General features: G+C 70.5%; 14 protein-coding genes and 2 pseudogenes. 9 read left to right on the top strand and 7 right to left on the bottom strand.

Annotated features, from left to right (window positions below; translation table 11 throughout):
- Positions 1–12: 12 nt before the first annotated feature.
- A complete protein-coding gene (gene gyrB, locus ACWDVW_RS02140) occupies positions 13–1,959 on the bottom strand; it encodes a DNA topoisomerase (ATP-hydrolyzing) subunit B (protein ID WP_449943669.1) in 1,947 nt (648 codons plus the stop codon).
- A 538-nt stretch (positions 1,960–2,497) separates the two neighbouring features.
- On the opposite strand from gyrB, the gene ACWDVW_RS02135 reads away from it, so the two are divergent.
- A complete protein-coding gene (locus tag ACWDVW_RS02135) occupies positions 2,498–3,079 on the top strand; it encodes a hypothetical protein (RefSeq protein WP_396743764.1) in 582 nt (193 codons plus the stop codon).
- 52 nt (positions 3,080–3,131) lie between these two features.
- Here ACWDVW_RS02135 and ACWDVW_RS02130 read toward each other — a convergent pair whose 3' ends face one another.
- From ACWDVW_RS02130 to ACWDVW_RS02105, 6 genes and pseudogenes are all read right to left on the bottom strand, one after another.
- Positions 3,132–3,671: a DUF721 domain-containing protein gene (locus ACWDVW_RS02130; protein WP_449944176.1), complete on the bottom strand. Its 540-nt coding sequence runs from the start codon at positions 3,669–3,671 to the stop codon at positions 3,132–3,134.
- Between the two features lie 190 nt (positions 3,672–3,861).
- Positions 3,862–4,995 carry a DNA replication/repair protein RecF gene (recF, locus tag ACWDVW_RS02125; RefSeq protein ID WP_449943665.1) on the bottom strand — a complete coding sequence of 378 codons (1,134 nt, stop codon included), beginning with the start codon at positions 4,993–4,995 and terminating at the stop codon, positions 3,862–3,864.
- Positions 4,996–5,010: 15 nt separating this feature from the next.
- Positions 5,011–5,883, bottom strand: coding sequence for a phosphogluconate dehydrogenase (NAD(+)-dependent, decarboxylating) (gene gnd, locus ACWDVW_RS02120; protein ID WP_449943662.1), 873 nt, complete (start codon positions 5,881–5,883; stop codon positions 5,011–5,013).
- A 41-nt stretch (positions 5,884–5,924) separates the two neighbouring features.
- Positions 5,925–7,058 carry a DNA polymerase III subunit beta gene (dnaN, locus tag ACWDVW_RS02115; protein ID WP_396743755.1) on the bottom strand — a complete coding sequence of 378 codons (1,134 nt, stop codon included), beginning with the start codon at positions 7,056–7,058 and terminating at the stop codon, positions 5,925–5,927.
- A gap of 775 nt (positions 7,059–7,833) precedes the next feature.
- Positions 7,834–9,285, bottom strand: a pseudogene (gene dnaA, locus ACWDVW_RS02110) (chromosomal replication initiator protein DnaA); the annotation flags it as partial.
- A 74-nt stretch (positions 9,286–9,359) separates the two neighbouring features.
- A pseudogene (locus ACWDVW_RS02105) lies at positions 9,360–9,678 on the bottom strand (chromosomal replication initiator protein DnaA); the annotation flags it as partial.
- Positions 9,679–10,306: 628 nt separating this feature from the next.
- Between ACWDVW_RS02105 and rpmH the strand changes: the two are divergent.
- From rpmH to ACWDVW_RS02065, 8 genes are all read left to right on the top strand, one after another.
- A complete protein-coding gene (gene rpmH / locus ACWDVW_RS02100) occupies positions 10,307–10,444 on the top strand; it encodes a 50S ribosomal protein L34 (RefSeq protein WP_067300964.1) in 138 nt (45 codons plus the stop codon).
- A gap of 32 nt (positions 10,445–10,476) precedes the next feature.
- Positions 10,477–10,890 carry a ribonuclease P protein component gene (gene rnpA, locus ACWDVW_RS02095; protein ID WP_396743749.1) on the top strand — a complete coding sequence of 138 codons (414 nt, stop codon included), beginning with the start codon at positions 10,477–10,479 and terminating at the stop codon, positions 10,888–10,890.
- 44 nt (positions 10,891–10,934) lie between these two features.
- On the top strand, positions 10,935–11,180 hold the full coding sequence (yidD, locus tag ACWDVW_RS02090; protein WP_217706055.1) for a membrane protein insertion efficiency factor YidD: 246 nt from the start codon (positions 10,935–10,937) through the stop codon (positions 11,178–11,180).
- Entirely contained in the window at positions 11,177–12,172 is a 996-nt protein-coding gene (gene yidC / locus ACWDVW_RS02085) for a membrane protein insertase YidC (RefSeq protein ID WP_449943656.1), read from the top strand. The genes yidD and yidC overlap by 4 nt, the downstream gene beginning before the upstream one ends.
- A gap of 212 nt (positions 12,173–12,384) precedes the next feature.
- On the top strand, positions 12,385–12,972 hold the full coding sequence (locus ACWDVW_RS02080; RefSeq protein ID WP_449943653.1) for a Jag family protein: 588 nt from the start codon (positions 12,385–12,387) through the stop codon (positions 12,970–12,972).
- Positions 12,973–12,975: 3 nt separating this feature from the next.
- A complete protein-coding gene (gene rsmG / locus ACWDVW_RS02075; protein WP_449943650.1) occupies positions 12,976–13,797 on the top strand; it encodes a 16S rRNA (guanine(527)-N(7))-methyltransferase RsmG in 822 nt (273 codons plus the stop codon).
- 562 nt (positions 13,798–14,359) lie between these two features.
- Positions 14,360–15,418, top strand: coding sequence for a ParA family protein (locus tag ACWDVW_RS02070; RefSeq protein ID WP_449944173.1), 1,059 nt, complete (start codon positions 14,360–14,362; stop codon positions 15,416–15,418).
- A 27-nt stretch (positions 15,419–15,445) separates the two neighbouring features.
- Positions 15,446–16,462, top strand: coding sequence for a ParB/RepB/Spo0J family partition protein (locus ACWDVW_RS02065; RefSeq protein ID WP_449943647.1), 1,017 nt, complete (start codon positions 15,446–15,448; stop codon positions 16,460–16,462).
- The last annotated feature ends 1,140 nt before the right edge of the window (positions 16,463–17,602 follow it).

Here is a 17,602-nt window from a genome sequence, read left to right as displayed (position 1 = left end):
CAGGCGCGCCCGTCAGATGTCCAGGAAGCGGACGTCCTTGGCGTTGCGCTGGATGAACGAACGGCGGGCCTCGACGTCCTCGCCCATCAGGACGCTGAACAGCTCGTCGGCGGTGGCGGCGTCGTCCAGGGTGACCTGACGCAGCGTCCGGGTCGCCGGGTTCATCGTGGTCTCCCACAGCTCCGGGTAGTTCATCTCGCCGAGGCCCTTGAACCGCTGGATGTCGTCCGGCTTGGCGTTCGGCTTCTTCTGCTGACGCAGCGCGATCAGCCCGTCGCGCTCCCGGTCGGAGTACGCGTACTGCGCGTCGTCGCCCTTCTTGTTCCACTTGATCTTGTAGAGCGGCGGGGCGGCGAGGTAGACGTGACCGAGCTCGACCAGCGGTCGCATGAAGCGGAACAGCAGGGTGAGCAGCAGCGTCTGGATGTGCTGACCGTCGACGTCGGCGTCGGCCATCAGCACCACCTTGTGGTAGCGCAGCTTCTCCATGTCGAAGTCGTCGTGGATGCCGGTGCCCAGCGCAGTGATCAGCGCCTGCACCTCGTTGTTCTTGAGCACCCGGTCGATCCGGGCCTTCTCCACGTTCAGGATCTTGCCGCGAATCGGCAGGATCGCCTGGGTACGCGGGTCACGGCCCTGCTTGGCCGAGCCGCCCGCCGAGTCGCCCTCGACGATGAACACCTCGGACTCGCGCGGGTCGGTCGACTGGCAGTCGGCCAGCTTGCCCGGCATCGAGCCGGACTCCAGCAACGACTTGCGTCGGGCCAGCTTGCGCGCCTGCTGCGCGGCGATCCGGGCGCGAGCGGCCTGGGACGCCTTGGTGATGATGATCTTCGCCTCGGCCGGGTTGCGGTCCAGCCAGTCGACCAGCCGGTCATTGCAGACCCGCTGGACGAAGCTCTTCACCGGGGTGTTGCCGAGCTTGGTCTTGGTCTGACCCTCGAACTGCGGGTTGGTCAGCTTGACCGAGATGATCGCCGCGAGGCCCTCGCGGATGTCCTCACCGGAGAGCTTCTCGTCGCCCTTGAGCAGCTTCTTGTCCGCGCCGTAGCGGTTGACCACGCTGGTCAGCGCGGCCCGGAAGCCCTCCTCGTGGGTGCCGCCCTCGTGGGTGTTGATGTTGTTGGCGAAGGTGTAGACCGACTCGCCGTACGACTCGTTCCACTGCATGGCGATCTCGAGCGACATGCCCTCTTCCTCGGCACCGAACTCGATCACCGTCTTGTGCATCGGGCTCTTCGAGGCGTTGAGGTGCCGGACGAAGTCGGCGATGCCGCCCTCGTACTGGAAGGTCACCTCGCGGAGCTTGCCCTCATCGCCCTCGGCGACCCGCTCGTCGAGCAGGTGGATCTTGAGGCCACGGGTCAGGAAGGCCATCTCCTGGAGGCGGCGGTAGATCGTCTGGAAGTCGAAGTCGATCGTCTCGAAGACGTCGGGGTCGGGCCAGAAGGAGACCGCCGAGCCGGTGGTGTCGGTCGGCTCGCCCTTCTCCAGCGTGGTGGGCTTGGAGTGGTGGTACTGCTGCCGCCAGACGAAGCCGTCCTTGTGGATCTCCACTGCCATCTTGGTGGAGAGGGCGTTGACGACCGAGACGCCGACGCCGTGCAGACCACCGGAGACCGCGTACGCCTTGCCGTCGAACTTGCCACCGGCGTGCAGCACGGTCAGCGCCACCTCGACGCCCGGCTTCTTCAGTTTGGGGTGCAGGTCGACCGGGAAGCCGCGCCCGTTGTCGGTGACCCGGACGCCTCCGTCGGCGAGCAGCACCACGTCGATCGTGTCGCAGTGACCGGCCAGCGCCTCGTCCACCGCGTTGTCGACGACCTCCCACACGAGGTGGTGCAGGCCCCGCTCGCCGGTGGACCCGATGTACATACCGGGCCGCTTACGGACCGCCTCCAGACCTTCGAGGACGGTGATCGACTCGGCGCCGTACTGCTGATTGTCCTGCGCTGCCACCCTCGGCCACTTTCTCGCGCCGTCCGCGCCGTCAGGCACGTCCGGCGCGGGTTCGGCGGACAGACGCGACGTCGGCACGCAGACCGGCACCGGGGACAGAATCCGGGGTACGGGTCGAACGCGCCGGTCGCCGCGGGTGCCCGCGGATCGCGATCGGCTCGACCCGAGTCGGACAATGATCGCGGGCCCGTGCCGGACCCGTGACCCGTCGCTCCGCACCGGGTCTTCGTCTCACGCCAATCTTACTGTGCGCGGGCGACAGAACCACCACTCGGCACCCCTTCGCGGCGGCTGAGATTAACGCAGCGGGCCGAACCGCGCTGTCTGCGACTCCCCCTACACGCAAGGGCATGATCGCCGGATCCGTCGCGTGACGGCGACACGGCCCGGGCGGCGCTGCCGACAGCGCTACTGGCCGGTATCGCCCACCATGGTCTTGCCGTCCGTTCGGGTTGGCGGGCCGGCCTTGATCTTTCACGGCCGGAACCGGACGATCGACCCGATTGACCCACCCGTGCCGTTGAGAGGTGACACCAAGATGGGGCTGGACAACGTCGCGGTCCAGTGGCCGCGGACCGGCCAGTTCTACGATCCGGTCGCGCCGGCCGACTTCGTCGACTTCGGCGAGATCGTCGACGTGCCGGGGATCTCGGCGCCGACCGCCGCGCTCGCCGAGCTGATCGCGAAGACAGGAACGGTCCGGGCCACCGCGTACACAGAGGTGGTCGATCTGATCCTCGGACTCGACGGTGTGCTCTACGCCACAGACGCGGCCGCCGAGGACGAGGACCCGGTCATCGACCCGGACGGCTGCGCCTGGATCGCGGGCGGCATCGAGCGCTTCGTCATCGCACACCGTCCGCACGGTGAGGCGGTCACCTTCGAGTCGGTCGGCACCGTGCTGCGGTCGCTGCTCGCCGACGGTCGCCTGGCCGAGCAGCAGTTGCGGTGGCTGGACAGCCGGCTGGACGCCCTGCTGGACGAGAGCGGTGCGCCGCCGCAGTGGACGTTCACCTGCGCCGAGCTGAGTGTGGTGGCGGCCTTCTACCGACGCTGCGCCGAACGGGGCTTCGCCGTCTACGCCGAGTCGGCCGCGCCGCGTCGCGCCGCGCACTCCTGACCGCAGGCGTACGCCGCACCTCGCGGGGTGCGGCGTACGCCACACGGATTCCTCAGCCGTACGTGTCGCGGGGGCCCCGGCCGCGTACCCGGCGTGGGCCGCGCGACCAGGACGGCGCGGCCGGGCCGTGGATGTGCAGCTTGCGCACCACGTTGTGGCCGACCTCCCGGCCGATCTGTTGCAGCAGCGACCCGGCGAGCAGGCGGAGCTGGGTCGCCCAGGCGGTGGACCTGGCCTCCACGGTCAACTCGCCGTTCTCCAGCTTCACCGGACGGCTGTGCTGGGCCACCTCCGGCCCGACGACCCGCTCCCACGCGCCGAAGACGGTCGCCTCGGCGGCCGGCTGCTGCCATCCGCGCGACTTGACCAGCCGGGCCAGCACCGTGCCGAGCAGTTGCGGATCACGCGGATCCGGTCCCGGGCCGGAGTAGCCGCGCAACCGCCGCTCTCCCGTACCCGCTCCGGTGACGCCGCGTCGGCGCGGTTTGGCGGCCTCCCGGCGGGCCTTCGCCGCGTCCAGCACCGCCCGCGCGAGCTGCGGCCCGGACACGCCGTCCTCCCCGGCTGCCGGCGTTCCCGCGTCGGCGCTCACGCCGGCCGGGCCGGCGTCCCGCCCAGCATCGGCCGGCTTCCCGCCGGCACCCGCCTCCACGCCGCCCGTCGGGGCGCTCTGGCCCGCGCCCCGCGTACCCCGGCCCCGGGGCGCTCGTCGGGGCGCTGCGGCGCTGTCGTCGGCCTGCGGGGCGCGGGCAGGTGCCGCGTCGGTACGCGGCCGGTCCGGCTCATCCGACACGGCGCACCGTCCCCTCGGCCACCTCGAAGCGGGCGCCGCGCAGAGCCGCCGGTACGTCGTCGGCGACCGCACAGGTCACCAGCAGTTGGCTGGCGCCGCCGACCAGGTCGGCCAGCCGCTCCCGCCGGCCGGCGTCCAACTCGGCGAAGACGTCGTCGAGCACCAGGACCGGTTCGATGCCGTCGCCGCGCAGCAGGTCGTATCCGGCCAGCCGGAGCGCGAGCGCGAACGACCACGACTCGCCGTGGCTGGCGTACCCCTTCACCGGCAGCGGGCCGAGGGTGAGGGCGAGTTCGTCCCGGTGCGGACCGACCAGGGTGGTGCCCCGCTCGATCTCGGCGGACCGGGACTCCGCGAGCGCGGTGGCCAGGATCTCGGCCAGGGCCTCCCGGTCGGTGGTCGGCTCGGCGAGTTCCACCGACGGCCGGTACGCGATTCCCGCCGCGCCGCGTCCGGCCGCCACCGCGTCGTACGCCTTGGCCACGTGCGGTGCCAGCGCGGCGACCAGTTCCAGCCGACCGGCGAGGAGTTCGGCGCCGTGCCGGGTCAGGTGGGTGTCCCAGACGGCGAGGGTGGATAGGTCACCGCCCCGGGAGCCACCGGTCTTGCGGGCCAGGTACGCGGTCCGCAGCAGGGCGTTGCGTTGCTTGACCACCCGCTCGTAGTCGGCGCGGACCCCCGCGTAGCGGGGCTGACGCGACACCAGCAGGTCGTCGAGGTAGCGGCGGCGTTCCGCCGGGTCGCCCCGGACGAGTTCCAGGTCCTCCGGGGCGAACAGCACCAGCCGCAGCGCACCGAGCACGTCCCGGGCGCGGCGGGCCGGGGAGCGGCCGAGTCGGGCCCGGTTGGCCTTGCCCGGCACGATCTCCAACTCGACCAGCAGTTCCCGGCCCTCGTGCACCACCGCGCAGCGGATCACCGCGGCGCCGGCCCCGGCGCGTACCAGGGGCGCGTCGGTGGCGACCCGGTGCGAGTCGAGCGTCGCCACGTAACCGAGCGCCTCGACCAGGTTGGTCTTGCCGACGCCGTTGGCGCCGATCAGCACGTTCGGCCCCGGTTCGAGGTCGACGCCGACCCGCTCGTACGAGCGGAAGTCGACCAGTTCGATCCGGCGGACGTACACGGGGCCGGGCGCCGGTCAGCGCTTACGGACGGCGTGCCCGCCGAACTGCTGGCGCAGCGCGGAGACGGCCTTCAGCGCCGGTGACTCGTCCTGCCGGGACGCGAACCGGGCGTAGAGCGACGCGGTGATGACGTGGAGCGGTACGGCGAGCCGGACCGCCTCGTCGACCGTCCAGCGGCCCTCGCCGGTGTCCTCGGTGTAGTCGCTGAGCTGGTTGAGCTCCGGGTCCTCGTCCAGCGCCCGGTCGAGCAGGTCCAGCAGCCAGGAGCGGACCACGGTGCCCTCGCGCCAGGACTTGATCACGCCTGGTACGTCGGTGACCAGCTCCGAGGCGGCCATCAGCTCGAAGCCCTCGGCGTAGGCGTGCATCAGGCCGTACTCGATGCCGTTGTGCACCATCTTGGCGTAGTGGCCGGCGCCGACCGGGCCGGCGTGCACGAACCCGAACTCGCCCTCGGGCTTGAGCGACTCGAAGATCGGCTTCAGCCGCTCGACGTGCTCCTCGGCACCGCCGACCATCAGGCCGTAGCCGTTCTGACGGCCCCACACCCCGCCGGAGACCCCGACGTCGACGTAGCCGATGCCGCGCTCGTTGAGTCGCTCCGCGCGCAGGGCGTCGTCGCTGAACCGCGAGTTGCCGCCGTCGATGATGAGGTCGCCCGTGCCGAGCACGTCGGCCAGCTCGTCGATCGTGGCATCGGTGACGGCGGCGGGCACCATCACCCAGACCGCCCGGGGCGCGTCCAACTTCTCCGCCAGCTCGGCCAGGCTGGTGACGTCACTCAGCTCCAAGTTGTGGTCGAGGCCGACCACCTCGTGACCGGCAGCGCGCAACCGCTCGCGCATGTTGCCGCCCATCCGGCCGAGTCCTACCAGGCCGAGCTGCATCGGTTCTTACCTTTCGGTGGGTTTCGGGTGTGCTCTGCCGGTCAGCGGGACACGCGGATCGGCATGATGAGGTACCGGTACCCAGGGATGAGCTCGCCATCCTCGCCGGCGGGGGAAATCACCGCAGGCTTGAAGGCGTCGACGAACTGCAACACGGCGAACTGGGACCCGAGGTTGGCCAGTCCGTCGATCAGGTACTGCGGGTTGAAGCCGATGGTGAGCGGCTCGCCGGTGAAGGTGGCCTCCATGGCCTCGCTGGCCCGGGCCTCCTCGGTGCCGCCGGCCTCGACGACCAGGCCGTCGGCGCTGAAGCTGAGCAGCACCGGGGTGGTCCGCTCGGCGACCAGCGCGACGCGCTTGACGACCTCGATGAGCGTGCTGACGGCCACCCGGGCGTCGGCGTTGTGGGTGGCCGGGAAGAGGGATCGCACCGGCGGGTAGTTCGCGCCGTCCAGCAGGCGGCTCGTGGTCCGCCGGGTGCCACCGGAGAAACCGATCATGCCCTCGCCGGCAGCGCCCTGGGAGAGGGCGAGGACGACGTGCCCACCGAGCGGCCCGAGGGTCTTGGCGGTGTCGTTGAGGGTCCGCGCCGGCACGAGCGCGTTGATGCTGGTCTCCGGGTCGTCCGGGTTCCACTCCATCTCGCGCAGCGCCAGCCGGTAGCGGTCGGTGGCGAGCATGGCCAGCGTGCCGCCGGAGAGCTCGACGCGTACGCCGGTCATCATCGGCAGCGTCTCGTCCCGGCTGGCGGCGACCGCGACCTGGGCGACCGCGGAGGCGAAGGCGGCGGCGTCGACGGTGCCGGCGCTCTCCGGCATCTCCGGCAGGGTCGGGTAGTCCTCCACCGGCATGGTGGGCAGGGTGAACCGGGCGCTGCCGCAGACCAGTTCGAGGTGCGCGCCGACGGCGGCGATGTCCACCGGCTTGGCCGGTAGTGCCTTGGTGATCTCGGCGAGCAGGCGACCGGAGACCAGCGCGGCGCCGTCGGCGTCGCCCTGCACCTCCACGGTCACCTGGCTGGAGACCTCGTAGTCGAAGCCGGAGACCTGCAGGCTGCCCTCGGTCACCCGGAGCAGCACCCCGGCCAGCACCGGTACGGACGGCCGGTTGGGCAGGCTCTTCGCGGTCCAGGCCACGGCCTCGGCGAGCGCGTCGCGCTCCACTCGGAACTTCATCAATGCCTCCGCGTCGACGTCGACGTCGTCAACTCTCTCATGCCGGCCGCTACCCACCGACCCACCTGGCGTGCGGGTACCCATCGCACCTTAGGGCGCGAGGGTATCGGCTGTGCGCCCGACCCCGGCGATCGAGTCGATGCTGACGGGTGCCTCCGACAGCATCGGCCCGATCCACAGGAAGTCCAACGGTGATGATTGGTTTTCGTTCTCTTAGCAGAGATAACCCATCGTCTTCATCGCACCTGTGCAAACTGTGGAGAACTCGCGTCGACGCAGGTCAGGACGTTATCCACGTGTGGTTTCGCTGTGGAGAACCCGGGGTAAAACTCGCCTGGTGGTCCACAGGCCCTCGTCGTGCACCACGTTGTCCACCGTCGTCCACCGGTTGTCCACCGGTTGTCCACCGACTTTCTCCCCAGTCCTGTGGACAGCCGAGACGGTCTCGGACCCCGTCATCCCCAGAACCTTCAACAGGGCGTCCACAGGCGGGTCGTCGTCGGTGGACAGAGCGACGCGTTGTCCCCAGTCACCCACAGGCGTCCACAGGGTTGTCCCCAGGGTTTCTCCACAGCCTGTGGGTAACCGGGTGCCGACGTTCTGTGGTTATCCACCGGCGGTGGACAACGAGCTGTGGACAACGAGCGCGGGCCGGAGCGGACACGCCTCCGATGGTGTGGTCTACACCTCGTCGAGAGTCCACGGTCGAGACCGAAAAGAGACCCGACCGGAGGGCTCCGGCCGGGTCGTGGGCACCGCTTAGCGGGCGTACGCCTCAGGTGTTCTGCTTGATCCGGTTGGTCAGCTCGGCGATCTGGTTGTAGAGCGAACGCCGCTCGGCCATCTGCTGACGGATCTTGCGGTCGGCGTGCATCACGGTGGTGTGGTCCCGTCCACCGAACGCCTGCCCGATCCGGGGCAGCGACAGGTCGGTCAGCTCCCGGCACAGGTACATGGCCACCTGGCGGGCGTTGACCAGCACCCGGGAGCGGGAGTGCCCCCGCAGGTCCTCCAGGCTGACGCCGAAGTAGTCGGCGGTGGCGACCATGATCTGGTCGGCGGTGATCTCCGGGCCGGCGCCGTCCGGGATGAAGTCCCGTAGCACCTCCTCGGCCAGCGACAGCTCCACGCTCGACCGGGTCAGGCTGGCGAAGGCGGTGACCCGGATCAGGGCGCCCTCCAGTTCCCGGATCGAGTTCGACACCCGGGACGCGATGAACTCCAGCACGTCCGGCGGGGCGTACAGCCGCTCCTGGGCCGCCTTCTTCTGCAGGATCGCGATCCGGGTCTCCAGGTCCGGCGGCTGGATGTCGGCGAGCAGGCCCCACTCGAACCGGGTCCGCAGCCGGTCCTCCAGCGTCGCCAACTGCTTCGGCGAGCGGTCGGAGGTGATCACGATCTGCTTGTTGGCGTTGTGCAGCGTGTTGAAGGTGTGGAAGAACTCCTCCTGGGTGCGCTCGCGGTTCTCCAGGAACTGGATGTCGTCGATCAGGAGGATGTCGACGTCGCGGTAGCGGCGCTGGAACGCACTGGTCTTGTCGTCCCGCAGCGAGTTGATGAAGTCGTTGGTGAACTCCTCGGTCGAGACGTACCGGACCGAGCGGGCGTTGCCCAGCGTGGTGGCGTAGTGCCCGATGGCGTGCAGCAGGTGGGTCTTGCCCAGCCCCGAACTGCCGTAGATGAACAGCGGGTTGTACGCCTTCGCGGGTGACTCGGCCACCGCCACACTCGCCGCGTGCGCGAACCGGTTCGAGGAACCGATGACGAACGTCTCGAACATGTACTTCGGGTTGAGCCGGTTGCCACCGCTGTCCGCGCCGGTCGGCAGCCGACGGTCGTCCCGTCCGACCGGGCGGTGGTCGGCGCTGCCCCGACCGGGCCCGCTGTCGGTGCCGCCGTCGTTCGGCATCGCCCGGATCACGTGCTGGTCGCGCGGAGAGACCCCGTGGTCCTCGCCGTACCGTCCGGCGAAGCCGCGCGGACCGCCCGGCGGCTGGTCCATCCGGCCGCCCTGCTCGGTGAAGCCGAGTCGGTCGACGGGCCGCCGGGGCACCTCGGTCGGCCGGTCGTGCGGTCGGGACGGTTCACCGAAGGCGTGGCCGAAGAGCATCTCCTGGCCGTCGACCAACGGAGGACCGTGACCGGTACGCCCACCGCCGTCGGCCGGTGGCACCTCCGCCACGGGCAGGTCGAACCGGCCCGGCTGCGGCTGTTCCGGGATCAGCGGGAGCTGTTGCCGACCGAGGTCACCGGCGGGGCCGACGTCCGACCCGCGAGCGTCGAAGTCGACTGGGCCGTCCTGGGCGCCGATGCCGGGCTCCGGCGAACTGCGGTAGACGGTGCCGGTGGGGTGCCCGTCCTCGGGTACGCGGACGGTGACCGCGACCTGGATCGGCCGACCCAGCCGACGGGTGAGCGCCTCGGTGATGGCCGGGCGCAGCCGAGACTCGATCACGTCCCGGGTGAACGCGTCCGGCACCGAGAGCAGCGCGGTGTCCTCGACGATGGCCCGTAGCCGGGTCAGCCGCAGGTACGCCCGCTGCTGCGCGGAGATGATCTCGTCGGCGAGCTCGTCCGTCGTCGCCGTCCACACCGCGGCAAGGTCGGTCGTACCGGCCACCGTCGTGCCACCCCCTCGCCTCTGCTCCCCCGGACGCCGCCGTTTCCCGGCTGTCCGGATGCCTGGTACCGAGCGGTGTGACCTCTCACCCACCCGGACGCCGCACCGGTCGTCCTCCACAAGTTATCCACAGCCTGTGTACCGACCGATTGTGGCCGCCCGCCGGGCGCGGGTCGGACCTGCCCCCTGCCGTGGCCGGGCGCTGAAGCGGGTTCACCGTGCCGAACGATTCACTACCGTGTCCGGTCTTGCCTGGCGGCGACATCCCGGAACTGGAGACGCTGACCGCAATCGGGCACGGTAACAGCGATGTCGCCGCATCATCAACCGTCGACGCGCCTGGCACGTTGTCGGCATCAGCGAAATCCCCCGCTTTCGGGCGGTTGTCGCCGCAGGTGAAGGCCCGACTGCGCCGGTTTGACGGTGATTGCCCCCCGACCTAGGCTGGAGGGGCTGCTCTCACGCCCTCTGCTAGGGTGATGGGTGCTTGCTGCCCGTGGTCGCGCCCCGTAACGCCGGGGTGACAAGCCGTCCGGGCAGCGCCGATCGGGGCCACCGCAGCGGCGGCCTGGACCACCACGACCCGGACGATCCACGTGTCCGGGCGTCCGACAACGGAGAGCCTGACGTGAGCAAGCGCACCTACCAGCCGAACAACCGCCGGCGCGCGAAGACCCACGGCTTCCGGCTGCGCATGCGCACCCGGGCCGGCCGCGCCATCCTTTCGACCCGCCGCGCCAAGGGCCGCACCCGCCTGTCGGCCTGAGGCCGACAGGGTCCGCTCCGGGGACGGCAGTCGTGCTGGCGGCCGCACAACGACTGCGGCGCAGCATCGACTTCGCCGCAGCGGTTCGCGGTGGCCGACGAGCCGGTCGGGGCACGCTCGTCGTGCACCTGACACTGCCGGTCACACCCGGAGCCGCAGACGTAGCGCCGAAGCCGGCGCGGGGCGGTGCGGAGGAAGACTCCGCACCGGTGTCCCGCGCCGGCTTCGTGGTTTCCAAGGCGGTCGGGCCTGCGGTGGTCCGTAATCGGGTCCGTCGCCGGTTGCGGCATCTGACCCGGGAACGGCTCGCCGCGCTGCCGGCCGGGAGCACCCTCGTCGTACGCGCGCTGCCGGCCGCCGCCGACGCGACGTACCAGCGACTCGGTGCGGACCTGGACGCGGCGCTCGCCGCCGCCCGGGCCGGCCGGGAACGGCGGCCACGGTGAGCTCAGAACCCACGTCGCCGCGCCCGGCTACCACCGGTGCCCGAGTGCTGACCCTGCCCGTCATCGCGTACCGTCGGTGGATAAGTCCGGCGTTGCCGGCCCGCTGTCGGTTCTACCCGTCGTGCAGTGCATACGCCCTGGAGGCGATTGCCCGGCACGGCGCGCTGCGGGGAGCCGGTCTGACGGTCCGGCGACTGTCGCGCTGCCACCCATTCCATCCTGGTGGATACGACCCGGTACCGGAGCCGGGCAGCCGCCGACCTGCCGACGTGACTGGAGCCGAGAATTGAGTCTCGACTGGATCTACTACGCGATCTCGTGGATCCTGCTGGCCTGGCATTCGGCCTGGGAGGCCATCGGGATTCCCGACGCCACGGTCCTCGGCACGAACTGGGCCTGGATTCTCGCCATCGTCTTCCTGGTGGTCACCGTCCGGGTGATCCTGTTCCCGGTCTTCGTCAAGCAGATCAAGTCCCAGCGGGCGATGCAGGCGCTCCAGCCGCAGGTGAAGGCGCTGCAGGAGAAGCACAAGGGTGACCGGGAGACGCTCCAGAAGGAGATGATGGAGCTCTATCGGAAGGAAAAGGCCAACCCGTTGATGGGCTGCCTTCCGATGTTCCTCCAGATCCCGGTCTTCCTCGGCCTGTTCCACGTCCTGCGTCGCCTCAACCCGGACCCGGCGAAGAACAACAAGGACATCTACGGCTGGACGGTCGACCAGTTCAACAGCGCCTCGGACGCGACCCTCTTCACCGCGCCGATCGCCAGCAAGTTCGGCTCCACCGCCGCGGAGCTGGCGCAGCTCGGTGCCAACGGCACCGTCGTGAAGATCATGGCCGGTGTCCTGGTGCTGGTGATGATGGGCACCACCTACCTCACCAGCCGCCAGATGATCCTGAAGACCGGTTGGGCCGAGGACCCGCAGCAGCGCATGATCCAGCGCCTGATGCTCTACGGCATCCCGCTCTCGCTGCTCATCTCCGGTGCCATCTTCCCGATCGGCGTCATCATCTACTGGGTCACCAACAACCTCTTCACCCTCGGCCAGCAGCAGTGGGTGCTGCGGAAGTTCCCCCCGCCGGTGACCGCCACCAGCAAGCCGGCCACCACCACCGCCGCCGCGCGTAACGGCGCGCAGCCGGCCAAGAACCGTGGCCTGTTCGGCCGCAGCAAGCCGGCCGAGGCGCCGCCCGCGCCGGCCGCGCCGAAGGTCGCCGGCCCGAAGCCGGGCGCCAAGCCGGCCAACCCGAAGAAGGGCCGCCCCGCCAAACGGCAGGGCTGAATCGTCCGGGCCGCCGTCGGGAGACCGACGGCGGCCCGTTGCGCGACGTGCTGCCGCCGAGAGACCGGCGCCGGAGCGCGGAAGCGCCGCGAACGACGCGGCGAACGGGCGACACTGCCCTACAGACGTGCCCGTGGGCACCGGCGACGTCCCGCCGGCCGCGGGGAACCAGCGGACCCGAGGTCCGGCCGAGTGAGTACGGAGATGACACCGTGACCGACACCAGCATCCCCCGCGCCGACCAGCCCCTGGACGACGAGGAGCCGACGGCGGCGGCTCCGGTCGACGGCGAGCCGGAGGAGACCGACGCCGAGAAGGCGCCGAGCAAGGCCGCCGGCGAGGGTGACCTCTTCCGGCAGAGCGAGATCGCAGCCGACTACGTCGAAGGGCTGCTCGACATCCTCGACTACGACGGCGACATCGACGAGCTGGTGTCGGGCGGCCGTCCGGTGGTGGAGGTCGTCGGTGGCCGGCTGCAGAACCTCGTCGGCCAGCGCGGCGCCACCCTGGAGGCACTCCAGGAACTGACCCGGCTCGCCGTCTTCCGGCAGACCGGCTCGCCGAGCCGGCTGCTGCTCGACGTGGGTGGCTACCGGGCCAACCGGCGCAAGGAACTCGCCGCGGTGGCGCGCAACGCGGTCGAGAAGGTCAAGGAGCACGGCGAGGCGGTACGCCTGGAGCCGATGTCGGCCTTCGAGCGCAAGTGCGTCCACGACGTGGTGAACGCGATCGACGGTGTGGAGAGCGAGTCCGAGGGCGTCGAGCCGAACCGTCGCATCGTCGTTCAGCCCGCAGGCTGACGGATGACCGCAGACGACGCCAGGGGCGTTTCCCCGTCCGGCCCGGGTGGTACGCCGCCCGGGCCGGCGGCTGTTCCGCCCCGGCCCCACCCGTCCCCGGCCGCATCCGACGGTACCGACCCTGCGGTGGCCGTGCTGCCGCCCGAACTGGCCGAGGCGGCCCGGCGCCTGTTCGGTGACCGGCTCGACCTCGCCGCCGCCTACGCCGAACTGCTGGCCACCGACGGCGTGGTACGCGGACTGATCGGCCCGCGCGAGACACCCAGGATCTGGGACCGTCATCTGCTGAACTGCGCCGTCGTCGGCGAACTGATCCCGCAGGGTGCGACGGTGGTCGACGTCGGATCGGGGGCCGGTCTGCCCGGTCTGGTGCTCGCCATCGCCCGCCCCGACCTCACGGTGACGCTTGTCGAGCCGCTGGCCCGGCGCACCGTCTTTCTCGACGAGGCCGTGGAGTCGCTGGGTCTGACCGCCTCGGTGCGGGTGTTCCGGGGACGGGCCGACGAGGCAGTCGCCGAACCGGAACTGCTTCCCAGTGACGTGGTCACCGCCCGGGCGGTCGCGCCGCTGGACCGACTCGCCGGGTGGTGCCTGCCGCTGGCCGCGCCGGGCGGACGCCTGATCGCACTCAAGGGCGCCTCGGCCGCCGACGAGATCGCCGAGCACGCCCAGGCGATCCACCGCCTCGGCGGCGGGGAGCCGGTGCTGCGCCGCTGTGGCGAGGACGTCATCGCGCCACCGACCACTGTGGTCGAGGTCGTCCGTGAACGGGTGATCGCCCCGGCTACCAAGCGCGCCCCCAAGAAGTCCCGCCGCCGGATGTAAGGAAGGGACCCTTTCTAACGCCTCGTGCATAGGAAGGGACCCTTCCTAACTCCTTCGGCCGGACATCGCTGATCGAACACCTCCGTGAGGCCGCCACCTGTCCCGGATCGCGTCATCCTGACCGGCGGGTTGCGAACCCGACGTGGACCCGCCACGCCCATGCGCCGTAGGCTGACCGCGCGTCGATAGTGTGGAGCGGGCGGCGATGGGTCTCCCCCGAAGACCGGCCGCTCCCGCCGGGCGGTACCTCTGCGAGGACAGCGCGAGAGGCCCGGGTGACGACGGGTGCAGACCGACCATCCGAAGCGGGCAGGGATGACAGGTGCATGACGACGGCAGGTACGACGATCCGCGCGTGACCGGGTCAGCGGGCGACCCTGTTTCACGTGAAACCGACTACCCGAGCTGGCGCTCCCAGGGAGGCGCGCAGGACCCGCCGGAGTCCATGCGGGACAGGCCGACGTCTGGCGTACCGTGGTCACCGAGTCCGGAGTTCTCGTCCGGCCGGGACGCGTCGGACGGGGCCGGTCGACCTGTGAACGCCACCCCTGACGCACGTGTGATCCCGATCCGCCGCAACACCTCGGCCGCCACGCGGTTCGAGGCGGCGACATATCAAGCGGCCTCTGGAGTGGTGCCCGATCCCCGCCCGGCTCCCGACACGCCTACCCCCTCGGCCGGGCCCTACGAGCCGGCCGACACCGAGGCCGCGTACGTTTCACGTGAAACCCCGACGCGCGAAGAGGATGATCCACCGTTGGCAATGGAGGCGATGCGCGCCGTGCAGATCCTGAACCCCAGTGGCGAGGTGACCATGCCTCGGCCGGACCGGACCCGGGTCATGTGCGTCGCGAACCAGAAGGGCGGCGTAGGCAAGACCACGACGACGGTGAACCTTGCAGTGGCCTTGGCCCTGCACGGCAACCGGGTGCTCGTGGTCGATCTCGATCCGCAGGGCAACGCCTCCACGGGGCTGAACGTGCCGCACCACACCGGCGTGCCGGACGTCTACGACTGCCTGATCAACTCCGTCCCGCTGGAGGACGTGGCCCAGGCGGTCGAGGGCATCCCCAACCTCTGGTGCGTACCGGCGACCATCGACCTGGCCGGTGCGGAGATCGAGTTGGTCTCGGTGGTGGCCCGTGAGTCGCGGCTCGCCCGGGCGATCACCGCCTACCCCGGCCACTTCGACTACGTCTTCATCGACTGCCCGCCCTCGCTCGGCCTGTTGACCGTGAACGCGTTGGTCGCGGCCCAGGAGGTGCTCATCCCGATCCAGTGCGAGTACTACGCGCTCGAAGGGCTGAACCAGCTCATCAACAACATCAACCTGGTCCGTCAGCACCTCAACCCGCAGCTCGAGGTCTCCACGATTCTGCTCACCATGTACGACCGGCGTACCCGCCTGGCTGACGCGGTCGAGCAGGACGTCCGGAACCACTTCGGCGACAAGGTGCTCCAGGCGGTGATCCCGCGCAACGTACGTGTCTCCGAGGCACCCAGCTACGGCCAGTCGGTGGTGACTTACGATCCCGGATCGCGGGGGGCGACGAGTTACTTCGAGGCCGCCCAGGAGATCGCCGAGCGTGGCGTCAAGGAGCCGGTGGGCCGGAATGCGTAGTGCGGAAGAGGCGCTGGGAGGCGTGGCATGAAGAACCGTCCTCGGGGCGGTCTGGGGCGGGGCCTTGGGGCACTCATCCCGACCGGGCCGGTACAGGAGCCGGATGGTGCCGGTGCCGGCGTCATCACGAACGGAGCTGCCGTCGGAGCGCCGGAGGCACCCGCGCCGCTCGTACCGGAAGCGCCGCTTCCCACGGTCACTCCCGACCCGGTCCTCAGCCCGGTGCCCGGCGCCCGGTTCGCCGAGATCTCGGTCGACTCGATCGTGCCCAACCCGAAGCAACCTCGGCAGGTTTTCGACGAGGAGGCGCTGGAGGAGCTGAAGACCTCGATCCAGGAGGTGGGCTTCCTCCAGCCGATCGTGGTGCGGCAGCTCGACGACGAGAAGTTCGAACTCGTCATGGGCGAGCGGCGGTGGCGAGCCGCCCAGGCTGTCGGTCGGGAGAGCATCCCGGCGATCGTCCGGGACACCCGCGACGACGCGATGCTGCGGGACGCCCTGCTGGAGAACATCCACCGCGCCAACCTCAACCCGCTGGAAGAGGCGGCCGCCTATCAGCAGCTTCTGGAGGAGTTCGGGGCCACGCACGAGGAGCTGGCTCGCCGTATCGGACGCAGCCGGCCGCAGATCTCGAACACCATCCGCCTGCTCAATCTTCCGGCCCAGGTGCAGCGGCGAGTGGCCGCCGGAGTGCTCTCCGCCGGTCACGCCCGGGCGCTGCTGAGCCTGGAGGACGCGGAGACGCAGGAACAGCTCGCGCTGCGGATCGTCGCCGAAGGGCTGTCGGTCCGCGCCACCGAAGAGATCGTCGCGCTGGCGCTCAGCGAAGGCCCCAGCACGAAGGAGGCGGCCAAGCGCCGGCCGAAGCCCGTCGCACCTGCTCTGAACGACCTCGCGGACCGTCTCTCGGATCGGTTCGACACCCGAGTGAAGGTCGACATCGGGCGGAGCAAGGGCAAGATCACGATCGAGTTCGCCACGGTCGACGACCTGGAGCGGATCGTCGGCATCATCGGGGTCGAGGCCGAGGAAGCACAGGACTGAGCTCACCTTCGTTCCGACCAACGGCCGTGTCCCGAGAGGGCGCGGCCGTTGTCGTTGCCCCAGGGACCCGCACGGCCCATTCGATAACGCCGCCTGAGAGCCCCCTGAGGTCGCGAGATCGTGTCCCCTAATTCCTCGACGCACCTGCGTCGCGCGAGGCGCTCACGGGCCGCTCAGCGCTCTGGAGGAGCCGGCCTCCCGGACTGGCGGTGTTCGCCGTGGCGCAAGCTCGGCGATCGCAAGGGTCGGAGGCGGTGGAGCGCGAGCGGAAGGGCTCCCAGCGCGCGTTGCGGTGACCGACCATGGCGTCGAGGGTGCGCCGGGAGTTTGCGCGAGCGGAGGGGTTCGTAGCGGGAGGAGGCGCGAGCGGAGGGGCCGCGTCGTGGTTGGGCCTCGGGCCGATGCGGACGGCCTCCCGTTTGCGGCAGGGAGGTACGCGGACGGTAGGGCTGGCGGGTGGTAGGGCTCGCGGAGGTGCGGCAGGCGCCTGCCACCAGCGCGGACCCGTCCGGGGCCCGGGACGATCTGAGAAGTTCGAAACCGAGGGTACGGGTGGCGGAAGATTGGTCCTCCTGCTGCTTATTGAAGGCGCTGCTGCCGCCCGGTCGAGCGCGAGTCCCCAGGTGCGGGTGGCGATGAGTCCACCGAAACAGCCTCGGTGCACCGCCTTCGATGAGGGCCGCCTCGGTGTAGCGGCCTCTGCGGATCTGGTCTTGGGGAGAAGCCAGCGGATGGACGCATCTCGACGGAAATCGCCTGTGGTCCGGAGTCGCACGAACCAGCACGCCAGTGCATGGCGGCGTGGACACCGGCGACGCTGCCCCGGGGGCGGGGGCGGGGGCGGGGGCGGGGGCGGGGGCCGAACCCACTCGGGAGGTCGAGCGAGCAACTCGATGGCAGTCACGGCTGCCGCTCGTCCCCACCGCGCATTCGGCTGAGTGAAGTCGACTCCTGCCCTCCGGTATCCGCCACAGTCGACCCGGTGATGTTCGGCAACGCTCCGCTCGACCGGCCCGTTTCACGTGAAACGGGCCGGTGCAGTCCGACTTCGTCACCCCATCTGCGGCTCACACTCGATTGCGGCCGGGAGCGGGAAGAGGCGACTCCGTCGCGGCATGGCGACCCGGCGGCCTCGACCGG

This window comes from Micromonospora sp. NPDC003241 (assembly GCF_053589795.1).
This window is presented reverse-complemented; position numbering and strand designations above follow the sequence as displayed.